At 53.1% G+C, this 15,114-nt stretch carries 15 protein-coding genes; 5 read left to right on the forward strand and 10 right to left on the reverse strand.

Annotation, left to right across the window (positions count from 1 at the left end; all coding sequences use genetic code 11):
• Positions 1-18: 18 nt before the first annotated feature.
• Entirely contained in the window at positions 19-684 is a 666-nt protein-coding gene (gene yieH / locus AC5JPW_RS00180; protein WP_494237618.1) for a 6-phosphogluconate phosphatase, read from the reverse strand.
• Positions 685-853: 169 nt separating this feature from the next.
• Here yieH and AC5JPW_RS00185 point away from each other — a divergent pair, with 169 nt between their 5' ends.
• Positions 854-2,188, forward strand: coding sequence for an NCS2 family permease (locus tag AC5JPW_RS00185; protein WP_494237620.1), 1,335 nt, complete (start codon positions 854-856; stop codon positions 2,186-2,188).
• Between the two features lie 53 nt (positions 2,189-2,241).
• Here the strand turns inward: AC5JPW_RS00185 and AC5JPW_RS00190 are convergent, their stop codons facing one another.
• From AC5JPW_RS00190 to AC5JPW_RS00230, 9 genes are all read right to left on the reverse strand, one after another.
• Positions 2,242-2,808: an NADPH-dependent FMN reductase gene (locus AC5JPW_RS00190; RefSeq protein WP_494237621.1), complete on the reverse strand. Its 567-nt coding sequence runs from the start codon at positions 2,806-2,808 to the stop codon at positions 2,242-2,244.
• 21 nt (positions 2,809-2,829) lie between these two features.
• Positions 2,830-3,576, reverse strand: a complete 747-nt coding sequence (locus AC5JPW_RS00195) for a 4'-phosphopantetheinyl transferase family protein (RefSeq protein ID WP_494237622.1) — start codon at positions 3,574-3,576, stop codon at positions 2,830-2,832.
• A 166-nt stretch (positions 3,577-3,742) separates the two neighbouring features.
• On the reverse strand, positions 3,743-4,423 hold the full coding sequence (locus AC5JPW_RS00200) for a hypothetical protein (RefSeq protein ID WP_494237623.1): 681 nt from the start codon (positions 4,421-4,423) through the stop codon (positions 3,743-3,745).
• Positions 4,420-5,784 (reverse strand): tRNA uridine-5-carboxymethylaminomethyl(34) synthesis GTPase MnmE, encoded by a 1,365-nt coding sequence (gene mnmE, locus AC5JPW_RS00205; RefSeq protein ID WP_494237624.1) that lies wholly within the window; start codon positions 5,782-5,784, stop codon positions 4,420-4,422. The genes AC5JPW_RS00200 and mnmE overlap by 4 nt, the downstream gene beginning before the upstream one ends.
• A 99-nt stretch (positions 5,785-5,883) precedes the next feature.
• Positions 5,884-7,527, reverse strand: coding sequence for a membrane protein insertase YidC (gene yidC / locus AC5JPW_RS00210; protein ID WP_494237626.1), 1,644 nt, complete (start codon positions 7,525-7,527; stop codon positions 5,884-5,886).
• Between the two features lie 2 nt (positions 7,528-7,529).
• Complete coding sequence (gene yidD, locus AC5JPW_RS00215; protein ID WP_437433072.1) at positions 7,530-7,787, reverse strand: membrane protein insertion efficiency factor YidD; 258 nt, start codon at positions 7,785-7,787, stop codon at positions 7,530-7,532.
• Complete coding sequence (gene rnpA, locus AC5JPW_RS00220; RefSeq protein WP_088221260.1) at positions 7,751-8,110, reverse strand: ribonuclease P protein component; 360 nt, start codon at positions 8,108-8,110, stop codon at positions 7,751-7,753. The genes yidD and rnpA overlap by 37 nt, the downstream gene beginning before the upstream one ends.
• A gap of 16 nt (positions 8,111-8,126) precedes the next feature.
• Positions 8,127-8,267: a 50S ribosomal protein L34 gene (gene rpmH, locus AC5JPW_RS00225; RefSeq protein ID WP_000831330.1), complete on the reverse strand. Its 141-nt coding sequence runs from the start codon at positions 8,265-8,267 to the stop codon at positions 8,127-8,129.
• A gap of 229 nt (positions 8,268-8,496) precedes the next feature.
• Positions 8,497-8,577, reverse strand: coding sequence for a hypothetical protein (locus tag AC5JPW_RS00230; protein WP_494238110.1), 81 nt, complete (start codon positions 8,575-8,577; stop codon positions 8,497-8,499).
• A 361-nt stretch (positions 8,578-8,938) separates the two neighbouring features.
• Here AC5JPW_RS00230 and dnaA point away from each other — a divergent pair, with 361 nt between their 5' ends.
• Genes dnaA through gyrB form a run of 4 tightly spaced genes read left to right on the forward strand, consistent with a single transcriptional unit; the run spans position 8,939 to position 14,974 of the window.
• Positions 8,939-10,339 (forward strand): chromosomal replication initiator protein DnaA, encoded by a 1,401-nt coding sequence (gene dnaA / locus AC5JPW_RS00235; RefSeq protein WP_494237629.1) that lies wholly within the window; start codon positions 8,939-8,941, stop codon positions 10,337-10,339.
• Between the two features lie 18 nt (positions 10,340-10,357).
• Positions 10,358-11,458: a DNA polymerase III subunit beta gene (gene dnaN / locus AC5JPW_RS00240; RefSeq protein ID WP_494237630.1), complete on the forward strand. Its 1,101-nt coding sequence runs from the start codon at positions 10,358-10,360 to the stop codon at positions 11,456-11,458.
• Positions 11,458-12,531, forward strand: coding sequence for a DNA replication/repair protein RecF (recF, locus tag AC5JPW_RS00245; RefSeq protein ID WP_494237631.1), 1,074 nt, complete (start codon positions 11,458-11,460; stop codon positions 12,529-12,531). The genes dnaN and recF overlap by 1 nt, the downstream gene beginning before the upstream one ends.
• A 28-nt stretch (positions 12,532-12,559) precedes the next feature.
• Positions 12,560-14,974, forward strand: a complete 2,415-nt coding sequence (gyrB, locus tag AC5JPW_RS00250) for a DNA topoisomerase (ATP-hydrolyzing) subunit B (protein ID WP_494237632.1) — start codon at positions 12,560-12,562, stop codon at positions 14,972-14,974.
• Positions 14,975-15,114: the final 140 nt, after the last annotated feature.

Raw genomic sequence — 15,114 nt, forward strand, 5'->3', positions numbered from 1 at the left:
GTGGGAGAGGCGTCATACTTAGCGACTGATATTCCAGTCACGCGCATGCCAGAGTGCCGGCAACTGCGACAGTTCGGTAAAGGTCGTCACCTGCGGGTGTTCAATGGGCTTGTTATGCGGATCGGCGCAGAAGTAGAACACCTCCATTCCTGCCGCAATCCCGGACTGTACCCCGGCGACGGAATCATCAATCAGAATGCAGCGCTTCGTGTCCACCGCCAGCGCTTTGGCTGCGTGGAACATTAACGCCGGATCCGGCTTCCAGCTTTGAATATCGTAACCACTGAACAGAAGATCCGGGAAATGGTGTAGCAGACCGGTTTTGCCGAGCGAGTGCTGCATTTTGCTGACCGGGCCATTGGACACCACGCAGACGGGCACGGTAACCCCATCCAGCAGCTCTTTCGCGCCGGGGATGATTTCCAGTTCGGAGTCAAACAGGCGAGCCACTTCGCTACGGAATACCGGTTCCAGTGCGGTTCTTTCCAGTTTCTGGCCATGCTCTTCGCCAATCACGTCAATGATCTCGTAGAGCTTCATGCCTTTAAAGCGTTTGAACACCTCCTCAAGATCGAGAGTGATGCCAAATTCTTTAAACATATGCACATACGCGCGCGAACAAATGACTTCACTGTCGACCAGGGTGCCGTCACAGTCGAAAAATACTGCTTCTATTTTGGGCATGCCTTTTCCTGTTACTCGCAAGTTTAACGTTTACTTAAGGCAGATTACCCCACGCAATCGTTGCCGTATAAGCAAATTCAATGAAAAAAAGTGTGTGATAACGGTCAACATTGTCTCATTTTGGTATAGGATAGCGACGAATTTTCCCTCCTTTGTCCGGAAATTGATAATGAGCCAACAACACACTACCCAGGCGTCGGGCCACGGGTTGCTCGAGCGCGTGTTTAAACTGCGCGAACACGGCACGTCGGCACGCACCGAAGTGATCGCCGGTTTCACGACCTTTTTGACGATGGTGTACATCGTTTTTGTAAACCCGCAGATTTTGGGTGTCGCTGGCATGGACACCAGCGCCGTCTTCGTTACCACCTGCCTGATTGCCGCGTTCGGTAGCATCCTGATGGGCCTGTTTGCCAACCTGCCGGTGGCACTGGCACCAGCAATGGGTCTGAATGCCTTCTTTGCCTTCGTGGTTGTCGGCGCGATGGGCCTCTCCTGGCAGATCGGCATGGGCGCGATTTTCTGGGGTGCGGTTGGCCTGCTGCTGCTGACCATCTTCCGTGTGCGCTACTGGATGATTGCTAATATCCCGGTCAGCCTGCGTGTGGGTATCACCAGTGGTATCGGTCTGTTCATCGGCATGATGGGGCTGAAAAACGCCGGTGTTATCGTGGCGAACAAAGACACGCTGGTCTCAATCGGCAACCTGACCTCCCACAGCGTCCTGCTGGGCGTGCTGGGCTTCTTCATCATCGCGATTCTGGCTTCCCGTAACATTCATGCGGCGGTGCTGGTGTCTATCGTTGTGACCACCCTGCTGGGCTGGCTGCTGGGCGATGTGCAGTATCACGGTATTGTCTCTGCACCGCCAAGCATCACAAGCGTGGTGGGTAACGTTGACCTGGCTGGTTCATTTAACATCGGTCTGGCGGGCGTCATTTTCTCCTTCATGCTGGTTAACCTGTTCGACTCCTCCGGTACGCTGATCGGTGTAACCGACAAAGCCGGGCTAGTGGATGAGAAGGGTAAATTCCCGCGCATGAAGCAGGCGCTGTATGTCGACAGCATCTCGTCCGTAGCGGGTTCCTTCATCGGCACCTCTTCCGTGACGGCGTATATCGAATCCTCTTCCGGTGTCTCCGTGGGCGGCCGTACCGGTCTGACAGCGGTTGTCGTCGGTATCCTGTTCCTGCTGGTTATCTTCCTGTCTCCGCTGGCAGGGATGGTACCGGGCTATGCTGCTGCGGGTGCGCTGATCTATGTTGGCGTGCTGATGACCTCCAGCCTTTCCCGCGTGAAGTGGGATGATCTGACTGAAGCGGTTCCTGCGTTTATTACTGCGGTGATGATGCCGTTCAGCTTCTCTATCACTGAAGGTATTGCGCTGGGCTTCATCTCTTACTGTGTAATGAAGCTTTTCACCGGGCGTCTGCGTGACCTGAGCCCGTGTGTGATTGTGGTTGCACTGCTGTTCCTGCTGAAAATCGTCTTCATCGACCATTAATTTCAGCAAGCATTAAAAAAAGCCCGGTACGCACAAAGCGACCGGGCTTTTTATTAGCGCTTCACCCGCTGAATATAATCACCAAACGCCGTTAACTGCCCGGTCAGATGATCCAGCGTGCTCTGATCAACCACTTCACCTGTCTGCTGGTCGACCTTGTTCTGAATGACCCCGCCCATAAATTCAGGTTTGTTCATCACCATCGCATCCAGGAAGACCAAAATCTGGCGTAAATGATACTGACAGCGTGCGCCGCCAATGGCCCCCATTGAGCTGGTCTGAATCAGTACCGGTTTACCTGCCAGCGGCTGGTTGGGCAAGCGGGAGAGCCAGTCGATGGCATTTTTCAGGCCGCCCGGAACGGAGTAGTTATACTCCGGGGTCACAATGACCACGCCGTCGGCCTCACGGATCTGCTGCGCTATCTCTTCCACGCTAGCGGGAACGCCTTCGTCTTGCTGAACATCCGCATCGTACAACGGAATAGCACCGATAGAGGGTAAGGGAGACACTGTCATTCCCGCCGGAGCGAGTTTTGTCAGCGTGCGTGCGACCATTGCATTGAATGATCCTTTGCGCAGACTTCCCAGTAACGTCACAACTTTTAGTGGTGCAGTCATAATGAGTTCCTTGCGATAAGGTCAGTTAAGGATGAGGGCTTTTTCTGCTGGTAAGCTGGTGAATCGCATTAATCGGGAGGCGGGGTCGTTGGCGCGTGTCTGCACATCAGAAAGGTAGCGCCAGCCGTTTTTATAATCAAACTCCCAGATTTTCAGGCTTTCAATGGCGGGTGTGGCAGCAACTGACCAGATCAGCACGTCTTCAGCATCACACAGTACTTCCACTTGAGCCAGTTGCTGTACCCTCAGGCGTCCGGCACCTGGCAGTAATTGCAGCATATCGTGACCGTCCTGCATCTGGCTTAATAATTTCAGCACGCTTTGTCTGAGGGTAGAGAGCTGCGCCTGGGCTTCATTGGGATCGTTCTGGTTGTTGATCCACAACTGTTCGTTGTTGGTAAAGAACTTATTTTGCTGAGAATGAGGGCTATGAAAGCTGCGTGTCGCGCGCTGGAGTTCCATATCCAGTCCGCATTCGCCTTCTGTCGCGATCGCCACACCGACCATGTTCCCGGCGTAAGCCAGAGAAAAGTGCGGCAGGTCAGGATCGGCAAACCCCGGGCGTCCACTGGCTTCAATAATGATGTCCGGCAGCTCACTGACGCCGTAAAGCATAAACATCATTTCGGCGAGTAAGGCGCGTGATGCCAGAAAGCGAGACTGCTGATGCTCAGGAAGTTGTCTGGCGCTATCGCGGCAGACCTGTGAGAGTCGGGTTGAATCTATACATCCTTCTGAGAGGATCCCTCGTGCAAAATGCGTTGCCATTTTTCGCTCCGTGATAATGGTCCGGTACTGGAAACGATAATTCACATTATCGCGCATACCGCATAGGTTTTAATGTGGAAAAACGTTTCTGAAAAGCCCCTGGAGGTGACTTTTACAATTAATTTAGTCAATACGTGCCCATCTACATATTTCCTTCACAATTGAATCAATAGGGCAGTACAAACGTCCAGTTGTAGTTCACCCGTGCGAGGGTCAGAGAACCTTCTACGGAGCCGTAACGTTGATGCCGGTATTGCTCAAAAAAGTGGCGAAGGCGTAGGGGAAGGTATTGTGCACGATAGCGTAAGAGTGTTGTATGCCAGAAAGGCGGTGGAAGCTGAGTATTAGTATGACGGGCAATCAAACGATCGCGCCAGGGGGAGTTCAGAAGCGCATCACAGAATTTCTGCCGCGCTTGCACGCTTTGTTCATCAGGGATCCCTGCCAGTAAAAGCTGGCTGGGTAATGCCACTAAGCGAAGCGCATTGATGCGTATCGGCCGAGCCTGCCAGGCTTGCCAGAGTACGAGTAACTGCGCTAGTTCTTCAGGCTGCTGGTGGTCAGCATACAGCGGCAAGGTGACAGGCAGAAAAGTAAAATGTAATCCGTCCGGCGGCATCGTATCGGCCCGTTCATCACCGTCGGTCAACAACGTTAGCTGTTTGAGCAAAGTGAAAACCGCAGCGGGTATGGACGGTTGGATCCCACTCGCCAGCGCCAGTTTATGGGGATCGTAATAGGCCTGCAGCCTCTCCTCACCACAATCTGGCGCACGCTGCCAGGCGGCCAGCGTTTTTTCACTGGTCGCTTCGTAGAGAGCATTAAGCGCCGCCGCGGTCCAGGTCATTTCCCGATGCAGAAACTCGAGAAAATACGACCGAGCAGGTCATCAGAAGTAAAGTCGCCGGTAATCTCGCTGAGCGACTGCTGCGCGAGGCGTAGCTCTTCAGCCAGCAATTCTCCTGCCCATGCACCTAATAACTGCGCCTTGCCCTGTTGGAGGTGGTTTGCTGCCTCTTCCAGCGCCTGCAGATGACGACGGCGTGCCAGGAAGCCGCCTTCCATGTTGGTGTCGAACCCCATGCTCTGCTTGAGATGGTTTCTCAGTGCATCCACACCTTCACCGGTACGTGCTGAAAGGCGAATAAGTGAGTGACCATTTACATCGCTGATGCCCAGCGTCTCGCCAGTGACATCCGCTTTGTTACGTACGACGGTAATTGGCAATTTTTGCGGCAGTCGGGCAATAAAATCAGGCCAGATTTCGGCAGGATCCTGCGCATCCGTCGTGGTGCCATCGACCATAAACAGCACACGGTCAGCTTGCTCAATTTCCTGCCAGGCACGTTCAATACCGATACGCTCAACTTCATCGTTCGCATCACGCAGGCCGGCAGTATCAATAATATGCAGTGGCATGCCGTCGATATGGATGTGTTCGCGCAGTACATCGCGTGTGGTACCGGCAATATCCGTCACGATTGCGGCTTCACGGCCCGCCAGAGCGTTCAGCAGGCTTGATTTGCCGGCATTCGGGCGACCGGCAATCACCACCTTCATCCCTTCACGCAACAGGCTGCCCTGGCGCGCTTCGGCACGTACTGCATCCAGATCGACAATGACCTCGTTGAGCTGGGCTTCAATTTTGCCGTCAGAGAGGAAGTCGATTTCCTCATCCGGGAAGTCGATCGCCGCCTCAACGTAGATTCGCAAGTGAGTAAGTGCTTCCACTAAGTGATTCACGCGAGCGGAAAACGCCCCCTGCAATGAGTTCAGCGCGGAGCGTGCTGCCTGCTCGGAGCTGGCGTCGATCAGATCGGCGATAGCTTCTGCCTGGGCTAAATCCAGTTTGTCATTAAGGAACGCGCGTTCAGAAAACTCGCCTGGGTTTGCAATGCGCAGGCCTGGGATGGTCAGGATGCGTTTTAGCAGTAAATCCAGAATGACCGGACCGCCATGACCCTGTAGCTCCAGTACGTCTTCGCCGGTAAAGGAGTTGGGGCCGGGAAACCACAGGGCAATACCCTGATCCAGCGCCTTGCCGTCGACGTCGTTGAACGGCAGATAATCGGCGTAGCGAGGCTTTGGCAGCTTGCCTAAAACCGTCTGCGCCACATCACGGGCTTTCAGGCCTGAAATACGCAGGATACCCACGCCACCGCGTCCTGGTGGGGTTGCCTGGGCGACAATGGTGTCGTTATGGCTCATGGTTTGTCTCTTTTTTACCAATAAAAAAGGCGGTCAACTGACCGCCCTCTCTTTACTCTTCCGTTTGCCGGGTGGCGTGTGGCTTAACCCGGCCATTCATCAGGAGCTTTTCTTCTCGCGGCTATGCAGGCCACGCTTCTCCAGACCACGGTAAATCAGCTGTTGCTGAATGATGGTCACCAGGTTGCTGACGATATAGTACAGCACCAGACCTGACGGGAACCACAGGAAGAACACGGTGAAGATGACCGGCATAAAGGTCATGATCTTCTGCTGCATCGGGTCGGTCACGGTGGTCGGCGACATCTTCTGAATGAAGAACATCGTTACGCCCATCAGGATCGGCAGGATGTAGTACGGGTCTTGTGCGGACAAGTCATGGATCCACAGAGCGAACGGCGCATGGCGCAGCTCAACGGAGCCCATCAGCATGTAATACAGTGCCAGGAAGATTGGCATCTGAATGACCAGCGGGAAACAACCACCCAGCGGGTTCACTTTCTCTGCTTTGTACAGCGCCATCATTTCCTGGCTCTGACGTTGCTTATCATCGCCCAGACGCTCACGCATGGCCTGAATCTTAGGCTGCAGCATGCGCATTTTCGCCATGGAGGTGTACTGCGCTTTGGTCAGCGGGTACATGATGCCACGAACGATAAAGGTGATAGCGATGATGGAGAAGCCCCAGTTACCCAGGAAGCTATGGATCCATTTCAGCAGTTTAAACAGCGGCTGAGAGATGAACCACAACCAGCCGTAGTCCACGGTCAAATCCAGGTGCGGTGCAGCGGCTGCCATTTTGTCCTGAATTTCCGGACCCACCCACAGGGTGCTGTTCAGCGCAACAGTCTGGCCAGGCTGTACCAGAACCGGCTGGGATTTGTAGCCGATGGCGGCAATACCGTTACCGAGGTTGCTGGTGTAGAAGTTATTGGCACCCTCAGCATGTGGGATCCACGCAGTAGCAAAGTACTGCTGCAGCATCGCCACCCAACCGTTATTCGCGCTCAGGTTAAGGTTTTCGTTGTCAGCAATGGTATCGAACTTATATTTCTCATACTTCGCGTCAGGCGTAGAGTACGCTGCGCCGCGGAAAGTATGCAGTGCGAAGTTGCTGCTGCCGGTATCGCGATGCGATGGCAGATTGATGGATTGCTTCAGCTGACCAAAGGAAGAGACTTCCAACGGTTTTTCGCTGCTGTTCTGCACGTTGTAGCCCACGTTTACCGCATATTCACCACGTTTCAGGGTGAAAGTTTTGGTAAAGGTGTTGCCAGCAGCATCCGTAAAGGTCAACGGAATCGCTAATTCGTTCTGGCCATCAGCCAGTACGAACGCATCTTTTTCGATGTTGTACAGCGGACGCGGACCATTAGCCGGGTTATCCGGGCCGTCGCGACCGGTCAGACCGCTCTGCGCCTGATAGATAAACTGCGGTGTGGTTTCCAGTAACTGGAAAGGTTCGTTAGAACCCAGCTCTTTCGGGTAACCCAAAAGCTGCGCCTGCTCAACATCACCACCACGGGTGTTGATGGTCAGTTCCAGCACGTCGGTTTTAACCGTAATCAGTTTCCCCTGGCCACTGGCTGGTACGCCCTGGTCGGCTGCGCTACCCGCTGCGGTGGTCGTAGTCTGCGTGATCTGCTGCTGAGGCTGAGGATTTTTATCCTGCTCCCAGGCTTGCCAGATCATGAAAGACACGAACAACAAAGCGATGACAAAAAGATTGCGTTGCGAATCCATCGTTAGTGTTCTCTGGTATTAAAGGGTCCTGGCGGGACGGGATCGTCTCCACCCGGATGTAAAGGGTGGCATTTTAATACGCGTTTCACTGTCAACCAACTGCCTTTTATCACTCCAAACCTGCGCAATGCCTCAATTCCATAGTGAGAACAGGTTGGTGTGAAACGGCAACGCGGCCCGAGTAGCGGACTAATCAGGATTTGATAGACCCGAATAAGGCCTATCAGGAGCCGTGAGCCAGGCGACAATGGCGGCGCCATAATTTTTCCAACGCTTCCGAGAGAGCACGGTTATCGAGATCGGCAACCCCCTTTTTCGCCACCACCACGAAGTCCATTGCAGGAAGTTCGTGTTGACGTAAACGGAAACTTTCACGCGTCAGACGTTTAATCCGATTGCGCTCATGAGCACGTTTAACATTTTTCTTGGCGACGGTAAGACCGATACGGGGATGCCCCAGCGAATTCAGGCGGCCGAGGATGGTGATTTGCGGCGTGCCAGCCCGTTGTGGCTGCTGGAAGACGAAGGTGAAATGATTGGGAGTTAACAAACGTAACTCCCTGGGAAAAGCTAGCTTAACCACTCAGGGGTTAGCTTTATTACTTGGAAACGGTCAGACGTGCGCGGCCTTTAGCGCGACGACGAGCCAGAACCTGGCGACCATTTTTAGTAGCCATACGAGCACGGAAGCCGTGAGAACGGTTGCGCTTCAGTACGGACGGTTGAAAAGTGCGTTTCATGGCGATTTCTACCTAAACTTGAATGAATTCACTGACTTTTGCGTATGCCCGTAAGGCTAAGCGAACGACTAACGCTTCAGTGTGGGTGATTTAAGAGGCCGGATTGTAATAATTGTACACTCCGGAGTCAATTCTCTTTCCTTATAACGCGTCTATTTTTGCACATATTAGGGTGAAAAACAGCCAGCGTTCGACGGTTGAAAACGAGCATAACACGCCGGGGGGAGGATTATACGGCCCGGACAGGAAATCGCAAGGATCGTCCAGGATCTTCGTTAGATCGATTAAGCAAGAATTTAGCTTTACTCATTAAATTTTCCAATATGCGGCGTAAATCGTCCCGCACCCTATTCCGGATCGTTTACACTTAGCCGGTTCCAAAATGCCCTGTGGATAAATCGTGAAGAATCTGTGAGAAACACAAGATCTCTGAAGCAGTTTAGGCTATGATCCGCGGTCCCGATCGTGATCCGAGGATCTGCACCGGGCAAATTACACCATCCTTTCCATCGCGCAGCGCACCGCCAGCAACACGGTAGCCTGAAGGATGTAGTGTAAAACCGCAGATAGCGGTTCGCACGTTAACCCTCGTTGGGTCTGATCGACGTGTGTCAACAATCATTAATGTTTCTGTCTTTTTATTTATCGATTTTGTTCGAGTGGAGTCCGCCGTGTCACTTTCGCTTTGGCAGCAGTGTCTTGCCCGATTGCAGGATGAGTTACCAGCCACAGAATTCAGCATGTGGATCCGCCCATTGCAGGCGGAACTGAGCGATAACACGCTGGCTTTGTATGCGCCAAACCGTTTTGTACTCGATTGGGTAAGAGACAAATACCTCAATAACATCAACGGGTTGCTGAATGATTTCTGCGGCACGGATGTGCCACAATTGCGTTTTGAAGTCGGGACAAAACCCGTCACGCAAATGCACCGGGAACCTGCACATGTGGCGGCACCCGTGCAAACAGCCTATGTACAGCAACCACAACGTGCTGCTCCTGCGGTACGTCCGGGTTGGGATAATGTTCCAGCACCGGCAGAGCCAACTTACCGCTCTAACGTTAACCTAAAGCATACCTTTGATAACTTCGTTGAAGGTAAGTCGAACCAGCTGGCTCGTGCGGCGGCCCGACAGGTCGCGGATAACCCTGGCGGTGCGTACAATCCTTTATTCCTCTATGGCGGTACTGGTTTGGGTAAAACCCACCTGTTACACGCGGTAGGGAACGGCATTATGGCGCGTAAGCCCAATGCCAAAGTCGTCTATATGCACTCCGAACGCTTTGTTCAGGACATGGTAAAAGCCCTGCAGAACAATGCGATAGAAGAGTTTAAGCGCTATTACCGTTCCGTTGATGCGCTGCTGATCGATGACATTCAATTCTTTGCCAATAAAGAACGATCCCAGGAAGAGTTTTTCCACACCTTTAACGCCCTGCTCGAAGGCAATCAACAGATCATTTTGACGTCGGATCGTTATCCGAAAGAGATCAATGGTGTTGAAGATCGTCTGAAATCCCGCTTTGGTTGGGGACTGACGGTGGCGATCGAACCACCTGAACTGGAAACCCGCGTGGCGATCCTGATGAAAAAAGCAGACGAGAACGATATCCGTCTGCCGGGTGAGGTGGCGTTCTTTATTGCCAAACGTCTACGCTCTAACGTGCGTGAGCTGGAAGGCGCACTGAACCGCGTTATTGCCAACGCCAACTTTACCGGACGCGCGATCACCATTGATTTCGTGCGCGAGGCACTGCGTGATTTGCTCGCGCTGCAGGAAAAACTGGTCACTATCGACAATATTCAAAAGACGGTGGCGGAGTACTACAAAATTAAAGTGGCGGACCTGCTGTCTAAACGCCGCTCCCGTTCGGTGGCTCGCCCACGCCAGATGGCCATGGCGCTGGCGAAGGAACTGACTAACCATAGCTTGCCGGAGATTGGCGATGCGTTTGGGGGTCGTGACCACACTACCGTGCTGCACGCCTGCCGTAAAATTGAGCAGTTGCGTGAAGAGAGCCACGATATCAAAGAAGATTTTTCCAATTTAATCAGAACATTGTCTTCCTGATGCGATGAAAGTGACGCTATGAAATTTACCGTTGAACGTGAACATCTTTTAAAGCCACTGCAACAAGTCAGTGGCCCGCTGGGCGGTCGTCCGACTCTGCCTATCCTCGGTAATCTGCTGCTTCAGGTGGCAGACGGTATCCTGTCGTTGACCGGCACCGATCTCGAAATGGAAATGGTTGCTCGCGTAACCTTGCAGGCAGCACATGAGCCTGGTGCGACAACCGTACCGGCACGTAAGTTTTTTGATATTTGCCGCGGTCTGCCGGAAGGCGCTGAGATTGCCGTGCAGCTGGAAGGTGAGCGTATGCTGGTCCGTTCCGGGCGCAGTCGTTTCTCACTCTCTACATTACCTGCCGCTGATTTCCCGAATCTCGATGACTGGCAGAGCGAAGTGGAATTCACCCTTCCTCAGACCACGATGAAGCGCCTGATTGAAGCCACGCAGTTCTCGATGGCTCACCAGGACGTGCGTTACTACTTAAACGGCATGCTGTTTGAAACCGAAGGTGAAGAGCTGCGTACCGTAGCGACCGATGGTCACCGCCTGGCGGTGTGCTCCATGCCAATTGGTACAAGCCTGCCGAACCATTCAGTGATCGTGCCGCGTAAAGGCGTTATCGAACTGATGCGTATGCTTGATGGCGGTGAGAACCCGCTGCGCGTGCAGATTGGTAGCAACAACATTCGCGCACACGTCGGTGATTTTATCTTCACCTCGAAGCTCGTTGACGGTCGTTTCCCGGATTATCGCCGCGTATTGCCGAAAAATCCGGATAAGCACCTTGATGCGGGTTGCGACATTCTGAAGCAGGCCTTTGCCCGTGCCGCCATTCTCTCCAACGAGAAATTCCGCGGTGTGCGTCTGTATGTCAGTGAAAATCAGTTAAAAATCACCGCCAACAACCCGGAACAGGAAGAAGCGGAAGAGATTCTGGATGTCACTTACGCTGGCAGTGAGATGGAAATTGGCTTTAACGTCAGCTATGTCCTTGATGTGCTTAACGCACTGAAATGCGAGAACGTGCGCATTTTGCTGACGGATTCTGTTTCGAGCGTTCAGATCGAAGATGCCGCATCGCAGTCGGCAGCCTATGTCGTTATGCCAATGAGACTGTAATGTCGCTCACCCGCTTGCTGATCCGCGACTTTCGCAATATCGAAAGCGCGGATCTCCAACTTTCTCCCGGCTTTAATTTCCTGGTTGGTGCCAATGGCAGTGGCAAAACCAGCGTGCTGGAAGCCATCTATACGCTCGGTCATGGCCGTGCGTTTCGCAGTCTGCAAATTGGTCGCGTCATTCGTCACGAGCAGGAATCGTTTGTTCTTCACGGGCGATTACTGGGCGAAGAACGAGAGACCTCTATCGGTCTGACCAAAGATAAGCTCGGCGACAGCACGGTACGTATTGACGGCACTGATGGGCATAAAGTGGCTGAGCTGGCGTTACTGATGCCAATGCAACTGATAACCCCGGAAGGGTTTACTTTGCTCAATGGCGGCCCCAAATACAGAAGAGCCTTCCTCGACTGGGGATGCTTTCACAATGAAGCCGGTTTCTTTACCGCGTGGAGCAACCTAAAGCGGTTGCTCAAGCAACGCAATGCTGCGTTGCGCCAGGTAGGGCACTACGGTCAATTGCGCCCGTGGGACAAAGAACTTATCCCGCTGGCGGAACAAATCAGCGGCTGGCGTGCCGAATACAGTGCCGCCATCGCGGCTGACATGGCAGATACCTGCAAACAGTTTTTACCCGAGTTCAACCTGACTTTCTCTTTCCAGCGCGGCTGGGAAAAGGAGACTGATTACGCTGAGGTGCTGGAAAGAGGCTTCGAGCGCGATCGCATGCTGACCTACACCGCGCATGGCCCGCACAAAGCGGATTTTCGCATACGTGCTGATGGTGCGCCGGTAGAAGACACGCTTTCACGTGGGCAGTTAAAACTTCTGATGTGCGCTTTGCGTTTGGCACAGGGGGAGTTTTTAACCCGCGAGAGCGGACGACGGTGTTTGTACCTGATAGATGATTTTGCCTCAGAACTTGATGATGAGAAGCGCGGACTGCTTGCCAGCCGCTTAAAAGCTTCACAGTCACAGGTTTTTGTCAGTGCAATAAGCGCTGACCACGTTGTGGACATGTCGGACAAAAATTCGAAGATGTTCACCGTGGAAAAGGGTAAAATAACGGATTAACCCAAGATAAAATGAGCGAGAAACGTTGATGTCGAATTCTTATGACTCCTCCAGTATCAAAGTCCTGAAAGGGCTGGATGCGGTACGTAAGCGCCCGGGCATGTATATCGGCGATACGGATGACGGCACCGGTCTGCACCACATGGTATTTGAGGTTGTGGATAACGCTATCGACGAAGCGCTCGCAGGTTACTGTAAAGACATCGTTGTCACCATTCATAGCGATAACTCTGTCTCTGTACAGGATGATGGCCGCGGTATTCCAACCGGTATCCACCCGGAAGAGGGTGTCTCAGCGGCGGAAGTCATCATGACCGTTCTGCACGCGGGTGGTAAATTCGATGATAACTCCTACAAAGTTTCCGGCGGTCTGCACGGCGTAGGGGTTTCCGTGGTTAACGCCCTGTCACAGAAACTGGAACTGGTTATCCAGCGTGACAACAAAGTGCATCGTCAGCTTTACGCTCACGGCGTACCGCAGGCTCCGCTGGCAGTGACAGGCGATACAGAAAAAACCGGCACCATGGTGCGTTTCTGGCCAAGCTACGAAACCTTCACCAACGTCATTGAATTTGAATACGAAATTCTGGCAAAACGCCTGCGTGAGCTGTCATTCCTGAACTCCGGTGTGTCTATTCGCTTGAAAGACAAGCGTGATGGCAAAGAAGACTATTTCCACTATGAAGGTGGTATCAAGGCCTTTGTTGAGTACCTCAACAAGAATAAAACGCCGATCCATCCGAATATCTTCTACTTCTCCACCGAAAAAGACGGTATCGGTGTCGAAGTGGCGTTGCAGTGGAACGACGGTTTCCAGGAAAACATCTACTGCTTCACCAACAACATTCCGCAGCGCGACGGCGGTACTCACCTTGCAGGTTTTCGTGCGGCGATGACCCGTACCCTGAATGCCTACATGGACAAAGAAGGCTACAGCAAAAAAGCGAAAGTCAGCGCCACCGGTGATGATGCCCGTGAAGGCCTGATTGCTGTTGTCTCGGTTAAAGTACCGGATCCTAAATTCTCCTCTCAGACCAAAGACAAACTGGTCTCCTCTGAGGTGAAATCGGCGGTTGAACAGCAGATGAACGAACTGCTGAACGAATACCTGCTGGAAAATCCGTCCGACGCCAAAATTGTGGTCGGCAAAATTATCGACGCAGCGCGTGCCCGTGAAGCGGCCCGTCGCGCACGTGAAATGACTCGCCGTAAAGGTGCGCTGGACCTGGCGGGCCTGCCGGGCAAACTGGCGGACTGTCAGGAACGTGACCCGGCACATTCCGAACTGTACCTGGTGGAAGGGGACTCTGCGGGCGGCTCTGCAAAACAGGGACGTAACCGTAAGAACCAGGCCATTCTGCCGCTGAAAGGTAAGATCCTGAACGTTGAGAAAGCGCGCTTTGACAAAATGCTCGCCTCTCAGGAAGTCGCAACGCTGATTACTGCACTGGGCTGCGGCATTGGTCGCGATGAGTACAACCCGGATAAACTGCGTTACCACAGCATCATCATCATGACCGATGCGGACGTCGATGGTTCGCACATCCGTACTCTGTTGCTGACCTTCTTCTATCGTCAGATGCCGGAAATCGTTGAGCGTGGCCATGTCTACATTGCTCAGCCGCCGCTGTACAAAGTGAAGAAAGGCAAGCAAGAACAGTACATCAAAGACGATGAAGCAATGGACCAGTATCAGATCTCCATTGCGCTGGATGGTGCCACCCTGCATGCCAACGCCAATGCGCCAGCACTGGCCGGTGAACCGCTGGAGCGTCTGGTTTCTGAATACAACGCGGCACAGAAAATGATTGGCCGTATGGAGCGTCGCTTCCCGCGCAGCCTGCTGAAAGAGCTGGTTTATCAACCGACGCTGAGCGAGAGCGATCTGGGTAATGAGCAGACAGTAACCCGTTGGGTGAACGCGTTGGTGACTGAGCTGAACGAGAACGAACAGCACGGTAGCCTGTGGAAATTCGATATCCGCGAAAACGCTGAACAGCAGCAGTTTGAGCCGATCATCCGCGTGCGTACCCACGGTGTGGACACCGATTACCCGCTGGATCACGAGTTTGTGACCGGTGCGGAGTATCGCCGTCTCTGCACGCTGGGCGAGAAGCTGCGTGGTCTGATCGAAGAAGATGCCTTCATTGAACGTGGTGAGCGCAAGCAGCCAGTTGCCAGCTTTGAGCAGGCTCTGGACTGGTTAGTGAAAGAGTCCCGTCGTGGCCTCTCTATTCAGCGTTATAAAGGTCTGGGCGAAATGAACCCGGATCAGCTGTGGGAAACGACTATGGATCCGGACAGCCGCCGCATGCTGCGCGTTACCGTTAAAGATGCGATTGCAGCTGACCAGCTGTTCACCACCCTGATGGGTGATGCCGTTGAACCGCGTCGTGCCTTTATCGAAGAGAACGCCCTGAAAGCGGCAAATATCGATATCTAATCTGCTCTGCAAATAAAAAGCCTGGTCGCATCATGCCTCCGGGCTTTTTTTTGCCTGCAAAAGGGGAATCTCTCGCTGCGATCCTGGCCCCTTTTACCCTCGACTCTTTTGCTGTTTTTTGAGCTAAATCGCGTTAGCAT

The sequence above is a fragment of the Phytobacter sp. genome (assembly GCF_059074235.1).

Coding starts and splice junctions, on each gene's coding strand:
- AC5JPW_RS00185 (WP_494237620.1), top strand. CDS start 854: ATGAGCCAACAACACACTACCCAGGCGTCGGGCCACGGGTTGCTCGAG.
- yidD (WP_437433072.1), bottom strand. CDS start 7,787: ATGGCGCCGCCATTGTCGCCTGGCTCACGGCTCCTGATAGGCCTTATT.
- mnmE (WP_494237624.1), bottom strand. CDS start 5,784: ATGAGCCATAACGACACCATTGTCGCCCAGGCAACCCCACCAGGACGC.
- yieH (WP_494237618.1), bottom strand. CDS start 684: ATGCCCAAAATAGAAGCAGTATTTTTCGACTGTGACGGCACCCTGGTC.
- rpmH (WP_000831330.1), bottom strand. CDS start 8,267: ATGAAACGCACTTTTCAACCGTCCGTACTGAAGCGCAACCGTTCTCAC.
- recF (WP_494237631.1), top strand. CDS start 11,458: ATGTCGCTCACCCGCTTGCTGATCCGCGACTTTCGCAATATCGAAAGC.
- gyrB (WP_494237632.1), top strand. CDS start 12,560: ATGTCGAATTCTTATGACTCCTCCAGTATCAAAGTCCTGAAAGGGCTG.
- dnaN (WP_494237630.1), top strand. CDS start 10,358: ATGAAATTTACCGTTGAACGTGAACATCTTTTAAAGCCACTGCAACAA.
- AC5JPW_RS00230 (WP_494238110.1), bottom strand. CDS start 8,577: ATGAGTAAAGCTAAATTCTTGCTTAATCGATCTAACGAAGATCCTGGA.
- yidC (WP_494237626.1), bottom strand. CDS start 7,527: ATGGATTCGCAACGCAATCTTTTTGTCATCGCTTTGTTGTTCGTGTCT.
- AC5JPW_RS00200 (WP_494237623.1), bottom strand. CDS start 4,423: ATGACCTGGACCGCGGCGGCGCTTAATGCTCTCTACGAAGCGACCAGT.
- AC5JPW_RS00195 (WP_494237622.1), bottom strand. CDS start 3,576: ATGGCAACGCATTTTGCACGAGGGATCCTCTCAGAAGGATGTATAGAT.
- AC5JPW_RS00190 (WP_494237621.1), bottom strand. CDS start 2,808: ATGACTGCACCACTAAAAGTTGTGACGTTACTGGGAAGTCTGCGCAAA.